Origin of the sequence: Rossellomorea sp. NRS-1567, from assembly GCF_050467885.1 — a bacterium.
Classification (GTDB): domain Bacteria; phylum Bacillota; class Bacilli; order Bacillales; family Bacillaceae_B; genus Rossellomorea; species Rossellomorea aquimaris_C.
Genome location: NZ_JBITPL010000014.1, coordinates 161,109 through 183,473 on the forward strand (window position 1 = coordinate 161,109; position 22,365 = coordinate 183,473).

16 protein-coding genes, 1 tRNA gene and 1 pseudogene are annotated in these 22,365 nt (G+C 40.4%); 15 read left to right on the forward strand and 3 right to left on the reverse strand.

The window, feature by feature from the left end; translation table 11 throughout:
* Positions 1 to 3 precede the first annotated feature (3 nt).
* The 8 genes from whiA (at position 4) to ACIFOD_RS08755 (ending at position 12,084) form a co-directional block, all read left to right on the forward strand.
* On the forward strand, positions 4 to 948 hold the full coding sequence (whiA, locus tag ACIFOD_RS08720) for a DNA-binding protein WhiA (protein WP_113969144.1): 945 nt from the start codon (positions 4 to 6) through the stop codon (positions 946 to 948).
* 27 nt (positions 949 to 975) lie between these two features.
* Entirely contained in the window at positions 976 to 1,233 is a 258-nt protein-coding gene (locus ACIFOD_RS08725) for an HPr family phosphocarrier protein (protein WP_397552775.1), read from the forward strand.
* Positions 1,234 to 1,564: 331 nt separating this feature from the next.
* Positions 1,565 to 3,166 carry a GGDEF domain-containing response regulator gene (locus ACIFOD_RS08730; protein WP_430314308.1) on the forward strand — a complete coding sequence of 534 codons (1,602 nt, stop codon included), beginning with the start codon at positions 1,565 to 1,567 and terminating at the stop codon, positions 3,164 to 3,166.
* A gap of 37 nt (positions 3,167 to 3,203) precedes the next feature.
* Positions 3,204 to 4,214 carry a HEAT repeat domain-containing protein gene (locus ACIFOD_RS08735; RefSeq protein ID WP_430314309.1) on the forward strand — a complete coding sequence of 337 codons (1,011 nt, stop codon included), beginning with the start codon at positions 3,204 to 3,206 and terminating at the stop codon, positions 4,212 to 4,214.
* Positions 4,211 to 5,623, forward strand: a complete 1,413-nt coding sequence (locus ACIFOD_RS08740) for a glycosyltransferase (protein ID WP_397552777.1) — start codon at positions 4,211 to 4,213, stop codon at positions 5,621 to 5,623. The genes ACIFOD_RS08735 and ACIFOD_RS08740 overlap by 4 nt, the downstream gene beginning before the upstream one ends.
* A complete protein-coding gene (locus tag ACIFOD_RS08745) occupies positions 5,620 to 8,853 on the forward strand; it encodes a hypothetical protein (RefSeq protein ID WP_430314310.1) in 3,234 nt (1,077 codons plus the stop codon). The genes ACIFOD_RS08740 and ACIFOD_RS08745 overlap by 4 nt, the downstream gene beginning before the upstream one ends.
* 2 nt (positions 8,854 to 8,855) lie before the next feature.
* Complete coding sequence (locus tag ACIFOD_RS08750; protein WP_430314311.1) at positions 8,856 to 9,227, forward strand: response regulator transcription factor; 372 nt, start codon at positions 8,856 to 8,858, stop codon at positions 9,225 to 9,227.
* Positions 9,214 to 12,084 carry an ATP-binding protein gene (locus ACIFOD_RS08755; protein ID WP_430314312.1) on the forward strand — a complete coding sequence of 957 codons (2,871 nt, stop codon included), beginning with the start codon at positions 9,214 to 9,216 and terminating at the stop codon, positions 12,082 to 12,084. The genes ACIFOD_RS08750 and ACIFOD_RS08755 overlap by 14 nt, the downstream gene beginning before the upstream one ends.
* 49 nt (positions 12,085 to 12,133) lie before the next feature.
* Here ACIFOD_RS08755 and clpP read toward each other — a convergent pair whose 3' ends face one another.
* Positions 12,134 to 12,730, reverse strand: a complete 597-nt coding sequence (gene clpP / locus ACIFOD_RS08760) for an ATP-dependent Clp endopeptidase proteolytic subunit ClpP (RefSeq protein ID WP_113969137.1) — start codon at positions 12,728 to 12,730, stop codon at positions 12,134 to 12,136.
* Positions 12,731 to 13,311: 581 nt separating this feature from the next.
* On the opposite strand from clpP, the gene ACIFOD_RS08765 reads away from it, so the two are divergent.
* The 6 genes from ACIFOD_RS08765 to ACIFOD_RS08790 all read left to right on the forward strand — a co-directional run bounded on the left by ACIFOD_RS08765 (position 13,312) and on the right by ACIFOD_RS08790 (position 20,498).
* A tRNA-Arg gene (locus ACIFOD_RS08765) sits at positions 13,312 to 13,383 on the forward strand.
* Between the two features lie 123 nt (positions 13,384 to 13,506).
* Positions 13,507 to 14,466, forward strand: a complete 960-nt coding sequence (locus ACIFOD_RS08770; RefSeq protein WP_430314313.1) for a tyrosine-type recombinase/integrase — start codon at positions 13,507 to 13,509, stop codon at positions 14,464 to 14,466.
* Positions 14,467 to 15,117: 651 nt separating this feature from the next.
* Complete coding sequence (locus ACIFOD_RS08775) at positions 15,118 to 15,762, forward strand: DNA cytosine methyltransferase (RefSeq protein ID WP_430314314.1); 645 nt, start codon at positions 15,118 to 15,120, stop codon at positions 15,760 to 15,762.
* A 314-nt stretch (positions 15,763 to 16,076) separates the two neighbouring features.
* Entirely contained in the window at positions 16,077 to 17,246 is a 1,170-nt protein-coding gene (locus ACIFOD_RS08780; RefSeq protein WP_430314315.1) for a hypothetical protein, read from the forward strand.
* 395 nt (positions 17,247 to 17,641) lie between these two features.
* Positions 17,642 to 18,040, forward strand: a complete 399-nt coding sequence (locus ACIFOD_RS08785; RefSeq protein ID WP_430314316.1) for a hypothetical protein — start codon at positions 17,642 to 17,644, stop codon at positions 18,038 to 18,040.
* Between the two features lie 319 nt (positions 18,041 to 18,359).
* Positions 18,360 to 20,498, forward strand: coding sequence for an HNH endonuclease (locus ACIFOD_RS08790; RefSeq protein WP_430314317.1), 2,139 nt, complete (start codon positions 18,360 to 18,362; stop codon positions 20,496 to 20,498).
* Between the two features lie 125 nt (positions 20,499 to 20,623).
* On the opposite strand, the gene ACIFOD_RS08795 is transcribed toward ACIFOD_RS08790, so the two are convergent.
* Together ACIFOD_RS08795 and ACIFOD_RS08800 are read right to left on the reverse strand one after the other, a co-directional pair.
* Positions 20,624 to 21,169, reverse strand: coding sequence for an ATP-binding protein (locus ACIFOD_RS08795; protein ID WP_430314408.1), 546 nt, complete (start codon positions 21,167 to 21,169; stop codon positions 20,624 to 20,626).
* Positions 21,143 to 21,496: pseudogene (locus ACIFOD_RS08800) on the reverse strand (type II toxin-antitoxin system PemK/MazF family toxin); the annotation flags it as partial. The gene ACIFOD_RS08795 and the pseudogene ACIFOD_RS08800, both read right to left, overlap by 27 nt.
* Before the next feature lie 297 nt (positions 21,497 to 21,793).
* Here ACIFOD_RS08800 and ACIFOD_RS08805 point away from each other — a divergent pair.
* The gene (locus ACIFOD_RS08805; RefSeq protein WP_430314318.1) at positions 21,794 to 22,360 is read left to right on the forward strand and encodes a recombinase family protein; all 567 of its coding nucleotides are present in this window, start codon (positions 21,794 to 21,796) and stop codon (positions 22,358 to 22,360) included.
* Positions 22,361 to 22,365 lie beyond the last annotated feature (5 nt).

Sequence of the window (22,365 nt, forward strand, 5' to 3'; positions counted from 1 at the left end):
GGGATGTCGTTTGCGTCCGAAACAAAAAAAGAACTGACCAATATTGAAGTGAAAGATTGCTGCGCGAATGCAGAATTATCCGCATTGATCCGAATGAATGGCTCGTTGTCATTCTCAAATCAAATGCTCGTCGTCAATATTCAAACCGAAAACGCCGCCATTGCCAGAAGAATCTATACCTTGATCAAAAAGGGGTACGACACCCCTGTAGAACTTCTGGTACGAAAAAAGATGCGGCTGAAGAAAAACAATGTCTACATTGTACGAATCAAAGAAGATACGAAGAAGATTCTTGAGGAACTGAAAATCCTGGGTGAAAATTTCACCTTTATCCATAATATATCGGAAGACTTGATCAAAAAGAAATGCTGCAGACGTTCCTATTTGAGGGGGGCGTTCCTTGCAGGTGGTTCGGTTAACAACCCGGAAACCTCATCCTATCATTTAGAAGTCTTTTCTCTTTATTCTGAACACAACGATGCGTTGTCCGAGCTGATGAATTCCTTCGGGTTGAATAGTAAAACCCTTGAACGGAAAAAAGGCTTCATTACGTATTTGAAGGAAGCAGAGAAAATCACGGAGTTCTTGAATATCATCGGGGCTCACAATGCCCTCCTGCGATTTGAGGATGTACGGATTGTCAGGGATATGAGAAATTCCGTTAACCGTCTTGTGAACTGTGAGACGGCCAACCTGAATAAAACCATCGGTGCGGCCTTAAGACAGGTCGAAAACATTAAGTTTATTGAAAGGCATGTAGGCTTACAGATATTACCCGATAAACTAAGGGAGATAGCAGAATTACGGGTGAATTATCAAGATGTCACGTTGAAAGAACTAGGGGAAATGGTGTCAGGCGGCACCATCAGTAAATCAGGGATTAATCACCGCTTACGTAAAATTGACCAGCTTGCTGAGAAACTCAGAGCGGGAGAAAAGATGCAATAAATAAGGACAAAGGGGAGAGAAATGATTATGGTGGAAAAACAAGTAGAAGTGAAATTGAAGACAGGTCTTCAAGCACGACCGGCTGCATTATTCGTACAGGAGGCAAACCGCTTCTCATCTGAAATCTTCTTGGAAAAGGATGGGAAGAAGGTCAATGCGAAAAGCATCATGGGCTTAATGAGTTTAGCTATTTCCACGGGTACGTCCATTACGCTGGTAGCGGACGGAAGCGACGAAGTAGAAGCACTCGTTGCCCTTGAAGGATTCGTTCAAAAAGAAGCATAAGATCAACTTCATACAGATGAAAAGCTGATGACCAGGGAGTGGTTATCAGCTTTTTTTGGTTCTCTTTTGTCAAGAAAGGATCAGCTACTTCTTTAGGACCCTTTTCCATATATTTCACATTGAGGATGGATGTCTCCCCGCTTTTTTGTTACATTTACTTTTCAGGATATTGCAAAGTGAAATAGCAAAAAAGACATATAATATTTCCAATCCCCACCTATTAAACTGGAGAATGCGGGAGTATAATTAAATGAGTTTGGAATAAATTCACTACATGTCAACTTATTCTTTATGAATAATAGAAGTTTACGATAAAGGAAGACGATGCCGAATGGAAAAATACACAAAGCATTTCTTTAATAATATTCGAAAAAAGTTAGAAGAATGGGAGTCTGACAAATTCATCCGCCATGAAGATGTTTACCGGTTCATCCATTCCATGGCGGGCTCGGCCTCGATTCTTGGCTTACATAAAATGGGAGATCATGCCCGGGAATTGATGGGTCAGTACAAAGAAAAAGAAGAGCGGACTTGGACGATTGCAGAAGTGAAGGAAGAGCTCTTCGACATTATCCAATTCTGTTATCACTATGAGGAGGAATCGGCTGAGGTATTCCCCGGCAAACAAAGTCGAACAGGAGAAGAGCCTGTCGTACTTATAATTGATGATGATACATCTTTCCTTATGTATATGAAAGAAGAGCTGGAGAAAATCGGATGGTATGTGGTCCCGATTGCCAACCCGGAAAAGGCCATCATGTCTTATTATGATGTAAGGCCGGACTGTGCCATTATCGATATCTATATGAACGGAACGAACGGATTTGAGGTACTGGATTTTTTCAAGAAGAAGTTAAAGCAGCAGTTTATTCCGACGGTCATGGTGAGTGTGGACGATAGCAAGGAAGTCCGGATGAAATGCTATCGGATGGGGGCAGATGATTTTATCCCTAAGCCTTTCGATCTGGATGAGTTCATTGTGCGTGTGGAAAGACAGATGGAGCGAAAGAAACAAATGGAAGAGCTCGTGTTGATCGATGAATTGACCCTTGTTTATAATCGTAAATACTTGAGTCAGGCTTATGCCCAGGTTCAGGGTGAATGGTCTCGTACTGGGGATCCATACTGTGTGGCCGTTCTCGATATTGATCATTTCAAAGGTGTGAACGACCGGTATGGACATCTTGTAGGGGATGGGGTGCTGAAGGAGTTCGCTTCACAATTAAAGTCCAAAACCAGAATTCAGGACATCGTTTTTCGCTTTGGAGGGGAGGAATTTGTCATTTTATTCCCTAATACCCCCCTTAAAGAAGCCTGCTCGTTTGTAGATGAAATACGTGAAGGGTTCAGCCAATATGTGTTTCAGGCAGATCCGTCCTTCTCCTGCACATTCTCGGCGGGGGTGGCAGAAATTTCAGATCCGATGAAACCGTTTGATACGTGGCTGAAGCTTGCAGACAATGCACTTTATGAAGCGAAAAGCAGTGGCAGGAACCTTGTGAAGATTGACAATAAAGCAAGTGAGCATATTCCCCATAAACGTATGAAAATCGCCATCGTAGATGATGATCCCATCATCAGGACGGTGATGAAGGATATTGTGTCGAAGCTGCCTTCTGAACAGCATATTCAGTACGATATCCAGACATTTAAAGATGGAGCAGCGTTTATAGGGTCGGACTGGCATAGGGAGGATCCTTGTCTTGTGATTTTGGACGGGGTCATGCCGAAGATGGATGGCCTGGAAGTACTGGAGCAGCTCCGTAAGAAGAGTGATTCAGATCGTTACAAAGTGTTGATGCTTACTTCAAGGAAGAGTGAAAGGGACATCTCGAGATCACTCCAGCTTGGTGCGGATGATTATATGACGAAACCTTTTAAACTACTTGAGCTTGAGGCACGTTTAGGACAAATGCTGAAAAGGATGAGATAGATCAGTGTTCTCGCAGGAGCTTTTTTATTTTTTTGTTGTGTTAGTCGGTTTGCTGGTCGTATTAACGGGTTTGTGCCTGTACTTGTTGATAAAGAAGATAATAGATAATAAGAATCGGTCGCATATCGAGCAGTATAAAGAAGAATATCAGTTAGCACTCTTTCAATTTCTGCATGAAGGAAGGGGGAGTGAAAGTTTGAATGATCGCTGCCCCTTGCAGATCAGGGCATTAGTGGAATTACTGGCCGGCTTTTCAAAAATGTTTGCCTCTGATGACATTCAGGAACGATTACAAGTGTTTGCAGAAGAACACTTTCAATCGTTTATCCTTTCTCAGCTTAGGCACAGCAGATGGAGTATCAGGATGAATGCCCTCTATTGGATACAGGATTTTAAGATGAAGAGTATGGTAGAACCGTTGAAGGAGCTTCACGCTTCAAAAAGTGTAAGTAAGGCGGAAGAGATCCAACTTTTAAAGCTAGCTGTGATGTTTGAGGAGGAAGATCTGGTTGCAAGATTAATAGAGCCGAAGCATGAGCTGACGGAGTTTGAATACAGTCTCCTGTTTCACCAGTTAAGGAAAGAACAGTTCGGGCCATTGGTACATGTTTTTGAAGAACTGCCTGAGGGGATGAGGTTTGCCCTTATCGATTCAATCGGGACAAGGAACAGAATGGAGCATGTGCCTTTCCTGCAAAGAATATTGGAAGACGACTCCACGGAACTAAAGATCCGAGCTTTGAAGGCAGTGGTAGGCATGGAATATTATCTTGATGTTGAGCGACTTTCAGTTCACCTGCGTGCAGATTCTTGGCAGGAGAGGCTGATGGCCATTAAGGCGTGTGATTACATCCGTTCACAGCAATTGACTCCTTACTTAACGGAGCTTATGAGTGACCCATCCTTTTACGTTCGTTCTCAAGCGGCTCAATCACTTTTGCGCCTGGAGAACGGAGAAGATGTGTTAAGGGAAATTGCTGTTCATGCAGAAGATGAATATGCCAGGGATATGGCAGAACAGTGGTTGGAAAGGGGGGCGGTTTCATGAATGTAACAGCAGAGTGGGGAAGTATCCTGATGTCGGTTGGATGGTTTGTCCTCATTTATATGATTCTTGTCATCTCTTTTTATACGATTCTCCTCGTGATCTCCCTTTTTCAATTAAGGAAAACCTATGGACTGGATGATTGGGAGCCTTACGAAGAGCTCTTACATCTCCATCAAACGAAGCCGGTTTCCATACTGGTCCCTGCTTACAATGAATCAGTCGGCATTATGGCCACGGTAAGGTCATTGCTCAGTATTGAATACCCTGAATACGAAATCATTATCATTAACGATGGTTCAACCGATGATTCCATGGAAAAACTCGTGGAATCCTTTCAATTGGTGAAGATCAAGTGGGTGATTCGAGAGCAGCTGGATACACAGCCGGTTAAGGGTGTGTACCAATCCAGGCTGTACAAAAATCTATTGGTGATTGATAAGGAGAACGGAGGCAAGGCGGATGCTTTGAATGCCGGAATCAATGTATCAAATTATCCTTATTTCTGTTCGATAGATGGAGACTCGGTTTTGGAGCGGACGGCCTTCCTGAAAGTGATGAAACCGATCGTCGAGTCCGACGGTGAGGTCATAGCATCCGGTGGGAGTATTCGAATCGCCAACGGATGCGAAATCGAAAGCGGGGAAATTGTGAAGGTGGGTCTGTCCAGGTCGCCCCTTGTCGTCATGCAGGTAATTGAGTACTTAAGGGCATTTCTTATGGGAAGAATCGGCTTGAGCCGGCACAATCTCCTTCTTATCGTATCAGGTGCGTTCGGGGTATTCTCGAAACGCTGGGTCGTGGACGCGGGAGGGTACTCCCACACAGTAGGGGAAGATATGGAACTCGTCGTCAGGCTCCACCGGTATGTGAGGGAACAGAAAGCAGATAAAAGAATCGTGTATGTACCGGATCCTGTTAGCTGGACGGAAGCACCGGAATCTCTGAAATACTTGCGCCGTCAACGAAGCAGATGGCATCGAGGATTGTTTGAAAGCCTTTGGATTCATCGCCGCCTTCTGTTCAACCCTAAGTACGGTTCGATCGGGATGGTTTCCATGCCATATTTTTTGATCATAGAATTTTTTGGCCCGGTTGTAGAATTGATGGGGTATGTGATTATGATTCTATCTCTATTTCTCGGCGGGGTTTATCTGGAATTTGCGATTCTATTATTCTTCCTTTCGATCCTGTATGGGTCGATCCTCTCCATGGCAGCCGTGCTCCTGGAAGAATGGTCCGTCCGAAAGTATCCGAAAGCATCCGACATCGGGAGGCTTTTCGTCTATTCATTAACCGAGACATTATGGTACCGTCCGCTGACCGTTTTATGGCGCTGCGAAGGAATCCTTGACGTGATCCGCAAAAAAAGGGGCTGGGGAGAAATGGCGAGAAAGGGAGTTTCGAAATGACAAAGCTGAAATCTTATTCATTTGTCTTGTTCATCGCAGGCATCGTCCTGCTGGTGTCTGCCCCTTTTTGGCTCTGGCAGGTTAAGAATGAGAAGGACCTGGACCTTCTGATTATTGATAAAACGGTCCCTGATACGACGTACCGTGAACATAAAGGGCTGATGTGGCTTCTGAATCAGCAGAAATATGTGCAAACGAATGGGCAGCGTTATGATTTAAAGAAAGATTATATTGGATTTGTTCCGAAAAAGGATCAAACCTATAATATTAAGAATATCCCTTCATCCACCGACCGGTATGATGCGGTCTACATAGCCGATACGTATGGTGTGTATGAAGAGGAGTTCCATAATGAAAATGTCTCTGGCAAGCGGTCCTCCAAGCTTTACGGAGGCTTGACCGACCAGGATATGGACGCATTGAAAGACATGGCAATGAACGATGGGAAGACATTGATCGCCGAGTTCAATTCCATGGCACAGCCTACGGAAGAAGCAACAAGGAAGAAATTCTATTCCCTGTTCAATCTGGAGTGGTCGGGCTGGATCGGAAGGTATTTCCCTGAACTGACGAATAGCGAAGTGCCTCAATGGGTGAGGGATAACTACGAGAAGCAGTATGGTGAATCGTATCAGTTCACGGGACCGGGTTATGTGCTTGTGGACGAAAATGACCGTTTGGTGGTCTTGGATAAGGATGACATCGGGAAGAGAGGTGTCGTTTTTTTCACTACTCCTGAGGGTGAAGAGTTAATCGGCGAAAAAATCAGCACGCCTTATTCATACTGGTTTGATATCGTGGAAGCGATCAACCCTGATGAGGTCATGGCCAACTATACGCTGTCACTGTCAGAGAGCGGGAAGGACACCATGAAAGCCTTGAATCTACCGGTTACATTCCCAGCCGTTGTTCACGGGCAGAACCGTCAATACAATACGTACTATTTCAGCGGTGATTATGCGGATCAGGGGGATGTCCCCGATCTGTACCAGACCGTAGGATTTACTTCCTGGAGAAAATGGACGGGGTCAACCAGTCCGGATGACACGTCACAATTTTACTGGAAGGCGTATACTCCTCTGATGACGGCGATCCTTAAGGATATCCAAAAGGGTGGTGACCGTAAGGAGACCCAAACCGTTGAAGTCACCAAAGAAAATGATCTGAAGCTCGCTGGGAAAACCGGCACAGACTACATTCAGGTGAAGAAGGACGGGAAATGGGAGGATCTCCTCATAAAAGGGGTGAATATGGGAATTGCAAGGCCGGGTTCTTTCCCTGGTGAAACCGCGATTTCCAAAGAGGAATATCTGAGGTGGTTCAAGCAGATCGGAGCGATGAATGCGAACTCCCTCCGGATTTACACCATCCATCCTCCCGAATTTTATGAAGCTTTTTACGAGTACAATCAAATGGCCGAAAAACCGCTGTATTTATTCCACGGCGTGTGGGTCAATGAAGAGATCTTCTTAAGGTCCGAGGATGCCTTTGCAAAGGAAAACACCGACGAATTTTCGACAGAAATCAAGAAGACCATCGATCTCGTGCATGGGAATGCTGAAATACCGGAACGGAAAGGTCATGCGTCCGGATCTTTCACCTATGACATATCCCCTTACGTCCTTGGCTGGATTTTCGGGGTGGAGTGGGATCCCGAAGTGGTCCTTGCGACAAATGAAAAGCATAGAGGACTTCAAGATTTCAAGGGAGAATACATTGAGACGGAAAAGGCACAGCCTTTTGAAATCTGGCTCACTGAAAGAATGAATGAAGGAATCACATATGAAACGGATACGTATCAATGGCAAAGGCCCGTGAGCTTTACGAACTGGGTCACGACCGATCTGTTGGATCATCCAAGTGAACCCCTGGAGAAAGAAGACATGGTGTCTGTGAATCCGAACGTCATGAAGGGTACCGACAAATTGAAAACGGGTTTATTTGCTTCCTATCATATTTATCCGTATTATCCCGATTTTCTAAATTACGAGCCGGAGTATGTCGATTATATCGATCAACGGGGAGAAAAGAACAACTATGCCGGCTATTTGAATGATATGAAGAAAGCACACTCCATGCCGTTAGTCGTAGCGGAGTTCGGTGTCCCGGGATCACGGGGACTGACACATGAAAACGTCTACGGCATGGATCAGGGTCATCATTCGGAAAAAGAACAAGGTGAAATCGACCGGCGATTATTCGAGGATATCGTGGAAGAAAAAATGGCCGGTGGAATGGTGTTCGCCTGGCAGGATGAGTGGTTCAAACGGACGTGGAATACGATGGACTATGACAACCCCGACAGACGCCCTTTCTGGCAAAATGCCCAAACCAATGAGCAGCAGTTCGGAATGCTGAGCTTTGATCCGGGGCTGAGTAAATCCAGCATGATCCACGTGGACGGAAGGACCGAAGATTGGACCTTTAATGGGATCAAACCTGCTTTTAACAAGGATGGACACAGCCTCTATGTGACGAGTGATGAGCGATTTGTCTATATACGTGTCGATTCGGAACAGATTTCGGAAGAGAAGGACACCTATCTACTCTTTGACACGATTCAAGATCAGGGTCAATCCACGATTCCGAATGCGAAGGGTGTATCCACAAAAGGAGTGGACTTTGCACTTCACATAAAGGGAGAGAAGGAGGCACGTTTGTGGGTCGACAGCTATTATGACACCCATCACTATCAGTATGGGCATGTCCTTCATATGATTGAAGAAGAGAAATATGCGAAAGTGAAAAACAACGGGGAGTATCACCCGATCCTATTGACGTTGAACAAATCATTGGATGTAGGAGGGGAGAATATCCCGTTTCAGTCCTATGAAACAGGGGTCCTCCAGTTCGGGACATCGAATCCTCAGGATAAAGCGTATGATTCTTTGACGGATATCAGCGTTGACTCCTCTCAAGGGCGATATGAAATCCGTATTCCTTGGCAGTTGCTGAATGTGAAGGACCCAAGCCTTAAAGAAGCGATGGGGGATATATGGTCAGGTAAAGGATTGCAAAGCTCAACGACCCTTGAGTCCATCAGGATCGGTTTATACGAAAGGGATGGAGGCAAGGACTTCTCATATCCTGCCCGTACCGGGGACGGATTCATCAACCCCGCAGAATTTCATCCGTACTCCTGGGATACATGGGACCAGCCGACCTCCCATGAGAGATTGAAGCAATCCTACTATGAAATGAAAAAAGCATTTGAGAAAGAAGGGGAATAAAAATGGCGAGAATTCTCATTGCGGAAGATGAAGAAGTCCTCCGGATGTTGATGGTGGATACACTCGAAGACGAGGGACATGAGCTCGATGAAGCAGCCGATGGCCGGGAAGCGGTCGATCACATCATGGAAAATGACTATGATCTCATTCTCCTCGATTATATGATGCCTCTGTTGACTGGTCTGGAAGTGATTGAAAGGGTGAGGAATTCACCTGAAAAAAGTACGGTGAAAATCATGATGGTTTCTGCCAAGAGCCAGCAATCGGACAAGGACCTCGTGTTGAAATCCGGAGCCGATTATTTCATCGCCAAGCCGTACAGTCCGGCAGAACTCGTTCAGCGGATCGAGGAAATATTGAATGAAGAAAATTAACGAATTATTTCAAACAAGCTTACGCAATCAATTCATCGGAATGATGAGCGGCTTCATCGTCATTTTCTTCATCGGGGCAGCCTTCTTGTCTTTGTATGATCAATCCATTACGAACGAGTACGAGGTTCAGAGGAATCTGTTGAATCAAAAAGAAGACCTGGCTGAACAATTGGACAGAGATTTTCAAAAGGCCTTCTTTGATGCGAGGGGATACCTTGCATTTGGAAGGCAGGAGTTCAAAAAAAGTATCTTTAATCAAGAGAAAAAAGTGGATGACACGTTAAAGAAATTAAAAGGAGTAGAAACAGAACCGGAAGATCGACTCTTTTTTAAAGATGTAGAGGAATTTTCCAATCTTTATTTCAAGGATATGGCGCCGCGGATCATCAGTGATTATGAAAAGGGGGATATAGAGGCTGTGAAAGAGGCTTCGGCAGCCGGAGCCACTGCTACCATCGAAACGTTTCAAACCCAGCTCAATGGGTATGCGGACTCCATTGAACAAAGCAAGCGAAGAGCATATGATGAGTTGAAACGGAAAGAGTCATTAAGTCAAACGGCTTTTGTGATCTTCATTTTTCTTATGCTGCTGGTTCTGATGAGATTGATGAGAATGATTGCAAAACAAATCGGTCATCCTCTCAACCAGGTGGCCTCTGCCGCTGAACAAATTGCAGAAAACGATTCATACCAAAAGTGGACGTTTGAGAATAAACGGAAAGATGAAATCGGTAAGATGTCCAGGGCATTCGAAAAGATGATTTATAAAATCCAGGAGAAGGAAGAGCATCTCCTGGCCCAAAATGAAGAACTGCAGGCCCAGCAGGATGAGCTGGAATCCCAGCAGTCCGAACTTGAGCATCTGCTGAATATGACGAAGAACAGGGAGTCACAGCTCGAACGCCGGAACGAATTCATTCATGGGATTTCGAGTTCCCTGAACAAACAAGAGGTACTGGAAAGCATTGTGAAGAGTATGAGTCAGGTGATGGGGGCTTCACGGGGCATGATTGTTCTCATGGATGAGCAAAAGTCCAATGCGTCATTTGGGATCTCTCAAAATGGTGTTGCACAGTTTTTGACGTACATTTATAACGGGATTCATCAACGATTATTCGATTCGAGAGAACCTTTCTCCCTCAAGCGGGAAATGCTGCCTCCTGAGAAGGGGTATCATGAAGAAACCCTTTACTCGTATGACTTATTTTTACCAGTCCTTTCCGCCGATCAACATGTGGAAGCCATCATGGTGTTCAGCCGTTTCGGAAATGATTTCAATAAGCAGGAGTTGGCTGAGTACACGAGCCTGGCAAAGCAAATCTCCATTTCTCTGCAAAAGATCAGCCTGTTTGAAGAAACCGAGGCCAACCGTCAATTAACGCAGGATATCCTGAATAATATTCAAGAAGGAATACAACTCATCGATAAAGACGGCAACAGCTTATTAATGAATACGAAATTAACGGCCTTGATCGAGGGGGAGATCGATGAACTTCAACAGGCATGCTATCAAACATGGAAGCAGGCACTGATCGATCGGGTCGAAAACAAAGAAAAACTGGATGAATATTATGAGACTATCGTGAAAGAAGGGAAGACAGGTAAACATCTTCTTACCTATCATCTGGTGGACAGTAAAGAAGTTTTCCAGGTATACTCCGAATCTCTTTATCGTGGGCAGGAGCAGATCGGCACCATATTCGTCCACCGGAATATCACGAAAGAATTCGAAGTCGATCAAATGAAATCAGAATTCGTCAGTACGGTCAGTCATGAGCTTCGCACCCCGCTGTCGAGCGTGCTTGGCTTTACGGAACTGATGCTGACGAAAGATTTAAAACCGGAAAGAACAAAGAAATACTTAACGACGATTTATCAAGAAGCAAAGCGGCTGACGTCCCTCATCAACGATTTCCTTGATGTCCAGCGCATGGAGTCGGGACGCCAAACCTTCGAAAGGAGATTTGAGGATGTCGTCCCGATCATGCAGCATGTGATCGATACCCAAAAGGTCAATGCACCCCATCACTCTTTTAATATTGCAAGGGAGACGGATTGTACGATCGTCCTTGGAGATCGGGATAAGTTGTCTCAGGCATTTACCAATCTGATCAGTAACGCCATCAAATATTCTCCGGATGGGGGTACCGTTACGGTCTATTTACGGGAAGAAGAAGATAGTATTCTCATAGATATAAGAGATGAAGGGCTCGGCATACCAAATGATGCGATTCCAAACTTATTCACCAAATTTTATCGTGTGGACAACTCCGACCGTAGAAGAATTGGAGGCACGGGCTTAGGTCTTACAATTGTGAAAGAAATCATCGAGACCCATGATGGGGAAATCACTGTCTCATCAGAGGAGGGGAAAGGAAGCGTGTTTACCATCCGCTTACCTCTCGTGACCATCCAAACCTTTAAAGAGGATGAACACTGCGGGAATGGGATGAATATCATCGTCATTGAAGACGATATCAATCTTGCATCCTTATTGAAAGCAGAGCTGTCGGACAGTGGTTTCAAGGTGCAGCACACCCCATCAGGAAATGAGGCCTTGATGGAAATGCAGGAATCGAAGCCTGATGCCGTGGTCCTCGATATTATGCTCGAGGGCAGCATGTCGGGATGGGATGTACTTGAAAAAATGAAAACGGACCAACATCTTGCCCAAGTACCGATTATCATTTCTTCGGCGTTAGATGAAAAAGAAAAAGGACTTACGCTGGGAGCCAATGATTATTTAGTCAAACCATATCACCCTAGTAAGTTATCTAAAACGATATTACATCTGATGTTGAAAAAAGGGATGAACGGTGAGATTTTAATACCGGTTGAGGAAAAACAATCGAAATAGAGTAAAAAAACCCCCTCATGGTCGAATCCATGAGGGGGTTTCAGTATTCTTACTTATTATTCATATCGTTACGAGTGATGATGCGATCGATCAGTCCATATTCAAGCGCTCTTTCAGCTGTCATGAAGTTATCACGATCGGTATCTTTTGAAATCACATCAAGTGGTTGACCTGTACGATCAGCCAGGATCTGATTCAGTTTTTCACGAAGGAAAAGAATTCGCTTCGCTGCGATTTCGATTTCCGTAGCTTGACCTTGAGCTCCACCAAGTGGTTGGTGAATCATCACTTCAGCGTTTGGAAGGGCTAATCGCTTACCTTTTGCACCTGCTGCAAGAAGGAACGCACCCATTGAAGCAGCCATACCGATACAGATCGTTTGTACATCAGGCTTGATGTATTGGATTGTATCGTAGATGGCCATACCCGCTGTGATGCTTCCACCAGGAGAGTTTATGTAAATCGAAATATCCTTCTCCGGGTTTTCAGATTCAAGGAAAAGAAGTTGTGCTACAATGGAGTTTGCCACATTGTCATCAATGCCGCTTCCAAGCATGATTACACGGTCTTTCAATAAACGTGAATAAATGTCATACGCACGTTCACCGCGGTTTGTTTGTTCAATTACTGTAGGAATTAAATTCATCCTCGTTCCTCCTTAGAAATCCTTTTTATTTTTCTGAATTACTTATTCACTTTGTACTGTAATCATACACCCATGGTCAATAAAGGTCAAACTAAACGCTTCCTTTAATACCCTGTATATAAATCCTTTCTACATGATACCCATTCATTCCTTTTTTAAACGGGACTCTCGTTGTAAAGTTTGTTGGTGTTTAAGTGTGTGGGGCAAGTTAGTTGTAGTTTGGATAACTTCTATAAAAAGTATTGGGGTAGAACGTGGACCGTTCCTTTCCGCTGCAGGCACTTGCTTTCCGGCGGGGAGGGAGTCGAGCCTCCTCGGGCTTGCGCCCTGTGGGGTCTCGACCTTCCCTCTATTCCCGCAGGAGTCAAGTGCCTTCCGCTTCAATCCACTCTGTGATTCTTTAATAGGCTAGATAAAGAGTGAAGCAGATCCTGTTAGAGTTCACTAATTACAAATAAATTCCCATTTAACTTTTTAAAAGATAGTAATGGATAATCTTAAAAAGACATATACCATAATATCTATTGCAAACAAGCAATACCTGGCTTATAATATATATTCGTGACGGTTATTCATTTCATGCCCTCGTGGTGCAACGGATAGCACGTAAGATTCCGGTTCTTAAAATGGGGGTTCGATTCCCTCCGAGGGCGTAGTTGAGACCTTGTGTTTGTTGAGTTTATCAGCAGGCATGAGGTCTTTTTTTGTTTGGTTTTTTGGGTGCTTTTCAATTGTTTATACCACGCAACGAATAACACGCAATGGGAGGAATAAACATGGCAAGAAGAAAAGCAGCGACTAGCACCAAGGTATTAAATACGTTAGTACCAAAGAAAGAGCAGGCTTCTAGGGATATTCAAACAGTGTCCAAAGAGTTTTTGAGGCATTGTACTATCAAAGGACTCTCACCAGATACAGTTAAGTTTTACGAAAAAGAACTAAAAGGGTTATTAAAAGCATTTCATGAATTGGAAGTCTCGCTGGATGATGTCCGAGCAATGCAGACAGAAGATGTCGAGAACTGGGTTGAATATATGTTGAAGAACAACAGAGCCGTCTCTTCAATCAACGCACGTATGAGAGCGGGGAGAACGTTCTTTAATTTTTGCATAAAGAAGAGTTACATTGATAAGAACCCATTTGAAGGTGTATCTCAACTTAGAAAACGCCATACCATTGGTGCAACCTTCACAAAAAAGCAATTAGAAAAGTTATTAAGCGCTCCAGATATAACTCAATTTGTTGGTCTTCGTGACCTTGCTATCATGTTAACCTTTGCACATGTAGGACTTCGTTTAAAAGAGTTATGTTCTCTTAAAGTTCAAGACCTATTATTTGATGGTCATGGAGAGGTCAACATTCAACAGGCAAAAAATCGATATGCAAGACGTATCCCGATGACAAAGCGTCTAAAGACAGTCCTTAAAGCTTATTGTGAGGAGCGGGGTATACTTGAGAATGATGCTTTGTTTGTAAGTGTCGAGAATGCCCCTATTAGCCCTCGGACTGTTCAAGAGAGGCTGAAGCACTATGGGGTTACTTCAAACGTTGAGAAAGAGGTTGCAGTGAGTCCTCACGCTTTCAGAAGGACGTTCTGTCGGTTGAAAGTTGAAGCAGGAGTGAATTTATTTGTACTGCAAAGGCTGACTGGACATAGTGACCTTGAAATGTTACAACGTTATGTTCAAATCTATGGAAAGGATCTTGAACAGGCAATAGAAAAAGGTTTTGAATAATTTTTAATTTAAGAACCCACTCAAATAACACTATGGTGAACTGAATGACCTGTATGTTCACGTCCACGGTGTAAAAAGAACCGATACGAGACGAATTTTTTTCATTAATATCAGGTAAATGAATATTATAGTTATTGTTTATAATGTAATTAAGTCCGAGATTGGTATTGTTCAATTTTAAAGAAAATATAACTCTAGAAAACAGTTGAATTCGTTTGCTGAATCTGGTATAATTATTAGGTTGATATAATTAATATAAAATAATAATTTTAAATTTACTATAAGGAGAGAATTTTAAATGCGACCGCCTCATTAGGAGGCACACATATCCTATAAAAACTTAAACGTTCATTTTAATTGGTGTACGTTTGTTGAGTATGAGTTAACTTAAGTTTTTAGGGGTAAGTGTGCTTTCTATAAGGAGATTGTATTTAAATTCTCTCCTTTTTGTGTTTTCTGTGGCAAGTCTAAAGGTCTATTTAAAGTTTCTTCTGCTGAAAACATTTTAAAAGGTTGGGGTTATTGATTAAAAAGAGTGAAGGAAAGCATTAGGGTGCTAATTATTACCATATGAAAGGGGAGTGAACCATATGACCTTGGCAAGTCATAGTTGCTGTAGCATCATTCTGCCAAAGATAAGGAATATTTACATTGAAACAATTAAAAGTATTAGAATTATTCGCTGGGACAAGAAGTATTGGTAAAGCATTTGAAAAGGGTGGTCACAAAGTTTACTCAATTGAGTGGGATCGTCAGCATGATAATATCGATTTATACGCTGATGTTTTAACAGTAACTACTGAGCAAATTCATGAGCAGTTTGGTAAGGTGGACATTATTTGGGCCAGTCCAGATTGTACTTCATATTCAATTGCAGGCATTTCTCATCATAGGACAAAAGAAGACGATGGTAACCTCGCACCAAAGAGTGAGTATGCCAAGTTTTGCGATAAGGTCAATATGCATGTCCTTAATTTAATTGAAGAATTACAACCAAGATATTACTTTATTGAAAATCCTCGTGGAGGTATGAGAAAGATGAATTTTATCAAAGGATTGCCTAGGTTTACAGTCACCTACTGTCAGTACGGGGATTTAAGAATGAAACCAACTGACATATGGACTAACCACTCTAATCCTGAATTCAAGCCAATGTGTAAGAATGGTATGCCTTGCCATGAAGCTGCACCGAGGGGGTCAAGAACAGGAACGCAAGGGATGAAAGGGTCTGTTAACAGGTCTAAAATTCCACCAGAATTGTGTCAACATATAGTTGATATTAGTGAAAGATTGTAATAAGTTGCCTTCCTCGGCGGTTTTCCGAGGGAGGGAACTGGGCTAGGAGGAATGAGCGTAGCGAGTGACGGGGCGCTCAAGCCCGTAACTCTTGATTGATAATAAATAGAGTTACAAATATGATAGTCATCTTTGAATTATTGAAGCCTTTTATACATTGGAGTATTAGATAAAACATGATATATCATAGATGGAAAACTGTACCTAATCGAGGTATTAATATTTATTATTTTTATGAGGTCGATTTGGTACAGAAATTAGTAGTCTATAAAAGCAATGAAAATATGATTAAAGTGACGATTTAGATATAGTTTTTGAAGAAAGGGAGTGAACTAGATGGCTGCAAAAAACAGCAAATCTTAGCCATTAGAAAAGGGAAAACAATGATGAATACTTTTACATTAGTAGAATTGGTAAAGAAGTATGGGAGTAAAGCTCAGAAGGAGTCATTAAAGAAAAAGGGCAACCTTTCAGGAAAGGAGTTTATCCTTCTTTGCAAAACTGTCTATACTGAGTGGGAATCTTTTACGGTTGAAGGTAGGGGTTCCAAACGAATTATCACCTGCTATGGAAAACGTCAAAAAAAACTTGAACGAGTTGATAACAGGTCTAAAAATGGTCAAGGTCAATTAGTAGGTGAGTTTGAATTAAATTCACTCGTTGTCAATTATCTAATTCAGAAGGACAATAAGGTGAAACCAATGAGTTTGAACATGTGGCTTACTGAATTAGAAATAGTTGATAGGAAGCTGATTGGTGCATTGTATGGTTCTCGGATTGGACATCTAGAAGATGTTCAGAAGGAGTTCGGAAAGGTGCATAAAGAATATAATAAGGCGGATAACGATATTGAAATGCTGGATGAATTCATACAGGTATCATTAAAAAGCTTGAAAAGTAACCTTGTCTCAGTTTTTAACAAATTAGTTAAGGCAAAAGTGATTATACATCAAAAAGAAGTATGGGGATGCACTCTTCATAATAATCATAGGGAGCTAAAACAAAAGGAAATTAAGGAAATCGCAAGTCTTAGACGTACATTACTTAATGCTTATGCTCTTACAGGAAGAGATTTATTTATGACCAGAATGAAAGAGGTTAAGGCTTTTAGGGATGAATTTGCTAAAAGATTACAGCAAGAGTTGGGTCTTAAATATTACTATGACGCACACTTCTGTGTTATTCAGGATAGTGATTTAGGGGTCAATGAATACCTTGAAAGGTTAAAACAGAATGGAGAATTAGACTTTACATTTGGTTTAACAGAGGCATCAGCTTATTCGATGGTAAGAGTGTATAAAGATAAACATAGCGAGCGTTCATTGAAGCTGTCGAAGGAACGTGAGAAAAATACGACTAACAGATCTGATTCGGATAGGGTTAAATCATTAAAAACTTTAAAGCAATATGCGCCAATGTGGGAAGTGTTATTACAATACTTTCGATGTACAGATAATATAAAAATCAATCCACCTAATATATAAGAAAGAATATCTAAAGTTGATTACTAAGATAAAAAATCTTAAGAATTGATTATTGTAAAAGGGTATGAATAAAATAATATTTTTATTGGGGTCTCTTAATGAGACTCTTTTTTTGTATAAATCTCTGCGTGAAATCTTAATGGTACGTACCATGGAGGCGCATTTGTATGTAGGTGGGGACTCGTGAAATTCAAATGCACCAGTACATTGGACCTATTAATTAAAGTTGGGGTACTGTAAAATGTCTATTAGAATAATTTGGAAAGGAGAGGAGCTATAAATGTTTGTTTATCCTCAGTCAGAATACAGTTAGGTTTTGTGTACCAAAGAAGCTATAGCGGTTTAATGGCTACCAAGAAGTAGAAAAGGGTAAGACTAAAAGAGGATTATTTGACTTGAAAGTTCAAGTAGATAAATCAACAAATAAAACCCATTTCATGATGTTTAAAGATTTGCTTAGACATTCATCACTGAATAATTGTGTTAATGTTTGGACTGGATTTTATCCTCCTAGATCTGTTGCCAGTTATCCAGATGAACAACTTGCTTTGGAAGAATTGATGGTTATGATGTTTGAACAAGAAATAAACTGGGGTGACGAAAATTTTCAGGCTTTTGCTGCATTTTCAATAAAGAGAGCTGCTAAGCCAAGGGATATGCTAATGCGGTTTGCAAATATTGTTTTTACAAACAGAAGTGTAGAATCAATTCCCAATTGGCAATGGGACAAGGCAAAAAAATTTAGGTCTACACCAGATTTGCAGGCGGATATAGTAATTATGACATCACCTTGAAAAACACTTATTTTCAGCCGTATAGGAGTCAAGGAGGAGCTTTGATGCAAGGAGAGATGAGAGATTTATTTGTAAGGGTTTCCGTTTTATACGGAGATAATCCAAGATATAATCTCTTCTAATTATAGTTCTTTACTGCATATTTTATAAGTAAATTACTATTTATCCCACAACAAATAGCTGAAACCAAAAAAATATATACTCGGTTGTTCTTTTAGAACGATTCTATTTTATTTGTGGTGGATTCGGGCATAACGGTATAGGTTTTTAGCGCTATAATTATAAGATGTATCAATAAATAGAATGAAGGTGATAACAAATGGTGAAAGTGGGTAACTCTTATTTGGATGAAAAGGAGTTAACTCATTTGTATTGCGTAGAAAAAAAGAGTTCTTCTGAAATTGCAAAAATAATGAGTACAACTAAAAGAAACGTTCTGAATGCTCTAGAAATTTTAGGGGTGGAAAAAAGAAAGGCCAATACTTACCCAGAATTGAATGAAAAGTTACTAAAAAAACTATATGTAGACCAAAAGTTGTCCTCTAGAACAATTGCTAAAAAGATTGGCTGCAGTAATAATCTTGTAATTAAACGCTTATATATATTTGGGATTCCTGTAAGAAAAAATGCAGGAGATCCTTCATTTACAACCCAAGAAAGAAAGGAAAAATGGGGTAAAAAAAATGAAGAACATCCTCGTTGGAAAGGCGGGGTTACAAAAGTAAGTGGTTTGATTCGAAATCGCCTAGCTTATTTATCAGATAAATGTTTCAAGCGTGATGGTTACTCATGTGTGAACTGTGGGAAACCAAGGGATTTACATGCTCATCATTTAAAGCCTTTTTCTGAAATATTGAAAGAGATACTAGAGGAGAATCCCGAAATTGATTTGTTAGACGAATCTTCTCGCCTTAATTTCGTAGAAACATGTGAAAATGATATACGGCTAACTGATTTAGAAAATCTGGTGACGCTATGTGATGGTTGTCATCATAATGTACATACGGATAATCCAGTTAAAATTGTAAATTACGATATACTTGAGAAGCAGTGGCGGAGTTTTGTTAGAGATAACCATTTGAAAATGTCCGTAAGTGAAATGGGTTTAAAGATTAAAGTTCTGCCATATAGAATTATTACTTTTATGAAGAAAGAAAACTTGATATTTGCGTATCAAGATAAAGACTGGTTAAGTAAAAAGATGGGTGAAGTTGATTTTATATCTCAAATTTCTAAGGAATTTCATAGTCAGAGATTTCCTTGTTACTCTGAGAATGTAAGAGAATATGCATTGAAATTCAGATTAATAGAGGATTTTGAGGAAAAGTATCTTGATTTTATCATAAGCTCCTACCATGAAGGAGAATCGGTTAAAAAAATTGCTGCTAAGGTTAATTCTTCCGCAAGAAGAATTACATCTATATTACGTGATAATGGTATTCAGATAAAAAATAAACTACTCAGAGACGAGTTATCCCCAACAGAGATTCTGGACATGTTTGAGGAAGGGAAAAGAATTAGTGAAATTGCAAAATACTTCTCAGCTTCTCATCAGACAATCACAAAAATATTAAAGAAACATGGCATAAACGATGTGTCAATTAACCATAGAAGAAATGACATTATGCTTGAAGAAGTTACTCATATGTATTGTGAGTTGGGTATGAGCATAAAATCTATAGCAAAACATTTTAACTCCTCCAGCAGGAAAATTAGCATTAAACTGAAAGAAGCAGGTTTTAGTGTCGTCAATAGCTCTACTTTACGAACAATTAACAGTCATATAGTATTATCGTTATTTAAGCAAGGTGTTCCATTTGATGAAATAGCTAAATTGAATACTGAAAGACTCCGATTAGAGGAGTTGGGTATAGATTTTCCTACCCAATATAATAGGTTTGGAGAATTGGATAATGATATATTATTAGAACTGTATAATTTTGGTGCATCAGTTCTAGATATAAGTTCGATGTTTAATTGTTCTGATAGCACAATTCGAAAAAGACTAACATTAAAGGGTATTTCTTTTGAGAAGAAAATTGATACAAAACTGCTCACCAAGTTATATAAAGAAGGACTTTCTTTAAAAGAAATTTCTAATATTACTGGTAATAGTGAAATTACGATTCGAAAGTATTTAGTGGAAAATGATGTGGAAGTAAAAAACAAAAATTTTAGAGAAGATTTAAATTCTCATGAAATTATTAAGGAGATGGAACGGTTATACCTTGAAGGGAAAACCCTGAAAGAAATTGCTGTTTTGTACAATTGTTCAGATGCATTGGTGGGGCAAAAGATAAAAATTCGAAAACCGAAATTAAAGGATTTAATTTCAAAAAAAGAGTTACAACAACACTATATTGTAGACGGTAAAGGATTTCAAGAAATCGCTGACATTTACAATACGTCACGTGGAGCCATTTGGAAATTAGCAAAAAACTATGGATTATTAAACTGATTTTAAAATACTTGAAAAACGAAAACAACAATCATCTGCACAAGAAGAGAAGAGTTATTAAAAACAAAAAATCAAGACATCCATGATAGTTAAAAAGCATGGATATCTTGATTTTTTGTTTTTTACTATTCAGTAGATTTATTTTGTATAAACGAAACTATTTCCGTACCTTTTAAATGATGTTTTACACCTCTTACTCTTATATGAAGTTCTTTTCCTTTATTGAAATAAACCGCTTTTTTATCTCTACTTGGAGGAACAACAACTTCTAAAACACGTAGATCCTCAATGGGTTCTGACTCATTGTTGTAAATTTGATGGAATTCAAGCTGATAATGGTCTGCTGAAAGTGTCGGTTCAATTGTACGAAGAGAATCAAAAACCACTCTCTGGATTTCATCAATTTGTTGACTGCTTGCCTTAAAACCCTTTACTGTACTATCATCAGTAACTCCGTATAGAATACGACCACCTTGTGTATTCAGAAAAGCAGTTGCATATTCAGCTACATTACTACTAATAGAATTCTTTGGATTTCTACCTCTTATTTCTTTTAGTTCGTACTCTGTATCCTCAAGAATATTGAGAGTTTGATTTAGTGTATATAAGTATCCTTTTTTAGAGGATTCATGATTCTTTTCTGTAAATGGAATAGCGCCCCCTGAAATCATATAAGCTTCCGTTATTTGATTCATGATTTCTGAATCCTCAGAAGCGCTACTGATTTTTTCGCTTAACCGCATTTTATCAATAGTACGAATTTGTTCAAGGAGAAGAATGGAGTCTTTTGGTAAACTGAATTTATTGGCAGTTAGTTTTATGTGTGTTGGAAGTTTCGGTTCTCTAATCTGTGCGGTGATTGCAGCTACTATTACAGTAGGAGAAAAGCGGTTTCCGATATCGTTCTGAATTACCATTACTGGTCTAACCCCGCCTTGTTCGCTACCTACAACTGGTGACAAATCAGCAAAATATATATCTCCTCTTTTAACTATCACTAAATCTCCTCCTAAAATTACCACTACTAATCTGTTGTATGTTCATTTAGTAACGGAAAATGAATCTTAAAAAATTGCTAAATATTCCTATAACTGATTATTGTAAAATTTTCTCATTGTTTTTAAGACTAGTAAAGTAAATTTTTATAAGTGTAAAAATCCAAAGAATACAAAATACTATAAATCTTAATTTTGGTGACAAAACTTAAGGGTATTGACACACATTTCCATACTCAGTAAAATCAAGGTGTTAGATGGTGACAAAAATTAGTGACATAAATAATAGGAGAAAATACAATGAAATATGGCTATGCACGGGTGTCCACTATGGCACAAGATTTAACTGTACAAAATGAGGAATTAAAAAGAGAAGGGTGCGAAGTCATCTATGAAGAGAAGTTCACAGGTACAAAAACCGATAGACCCCAGTTTAGAAAATTACTCGGTGTACTTCAAGTTGGGGACACCTTGGTAGTGACGAAGCTTGACCGTTTAGCTAGAAATACGAAAGAAGGGATTCAGGTGATAGAGTACCTTTTTGGGATTGGGATAAAGGTCCATGTTCTAAATGTAGGACTGCTGGAAAATACCACTATGGGTCGCTTCTTCCTTCAAACCCTTTTTGCAGTTGCTGAAATGGAACGAAATCTAATTGTAGAACGAACACAAGAAGGGAAGGCACTTGCAAGGATGAAAGATGATTTCCGAGAGGGGAGACCTCGAAAGCATACAAAGAAACAAGTTGAGCATGCTTTGAAACTCCTTGAGACTCATACTTATAAGGAGGTAGAAGCAATGACAGGAATTACAAAAAGAACACTCATAAGAAGAAAGAATGAGCATTATTTAAAAATAAATCTTTAAGTTTT

Bases quoted from the DNA above. Each gene is read 5' to 3' on its own strand.
- whiA (WP_113969144.1), top strand. From the start codon at position 4: ATGTCGTTTGCGTCCGAAACAAAAAAAGAACTGACCAATATTGAAGTG.
- ACIFOD_RS08725 (WP_397552775.1), top strand. From the start codon at position 976: ATGGTGGAAAAACAAGTAGAAGTGAAATTGAAGACAGGTCTTCAAGCA.
- ACIFOD_RS08730 (WP_430314308.1), top strand. From the start codon at position 1,565: ATGGAAAAATACACAAAGCATTTCTTTAATAATATTCGAAAAAAGTTA.
- ACIFOD_RS08740 (WP_397552777.1), top strand. From the start codon at position 4,211: ATGAATGTAACAGCAGAGTGGGGAAGTATCCTGATGTCGGTTGGATGG.
- ACIFOD_RS08745 (WP_430314310.1), top strand. From the start codon at position 5,620: ATGACAAAGCTGAAATCTTATTCATTTGTCTTGTTCATCGCAGGCATC.
- ACIFOD_RS08750 (WP_430314311.1), top strand. From the start codon at position 8,856: ATGGCGAGAATTCTCATTGCGGAAGATGAAGAAGTCCTCCGGATGTTG.
- ACIFOD_RS08755 (WP_430314312.1), top strand. From the start codon at position 9,214: ATGAAGAAAATTAACGAATTATTTCAAACAAGCTTACGCAATCAATTC.
- clpP (WP_113969137.1), bottom strand. From the start codon at position 12,730: ATGAATTTAATTCCTACAGTAATTGAACAAACAAACCGCGGTGAACGT.
- ACIFOD_RS08770 (WP_430314313.1), top strand. From the start codon at position 13,507: ATGGCAAGAAGAAAAGCAGCGACTAGCACCAAGGTATTAAATACGTTA.
- ACIFOD_RS08790 (WP_430314317.1), top strand. From the start codon at position 18,360: ATGGTGAAAGTGGGTAACTCTTATTTGGATGAAAAGGAGTTAACTCAT.
- ACIFOD_RS08795 (WP_430314408.1), bottom strand. From the start codon at position 21,169: ATGATTTCAGGGGGCGCTATTCCATTTACAGAAAAGAATCATGAATCC.
- ACIFOD_RS08805 (WP_430314318.1), top strand. From the start codon at position 21,794: ATGAAATATGGCTATGCACGGGTGTCCACTATGGCACAAGATTTAACT.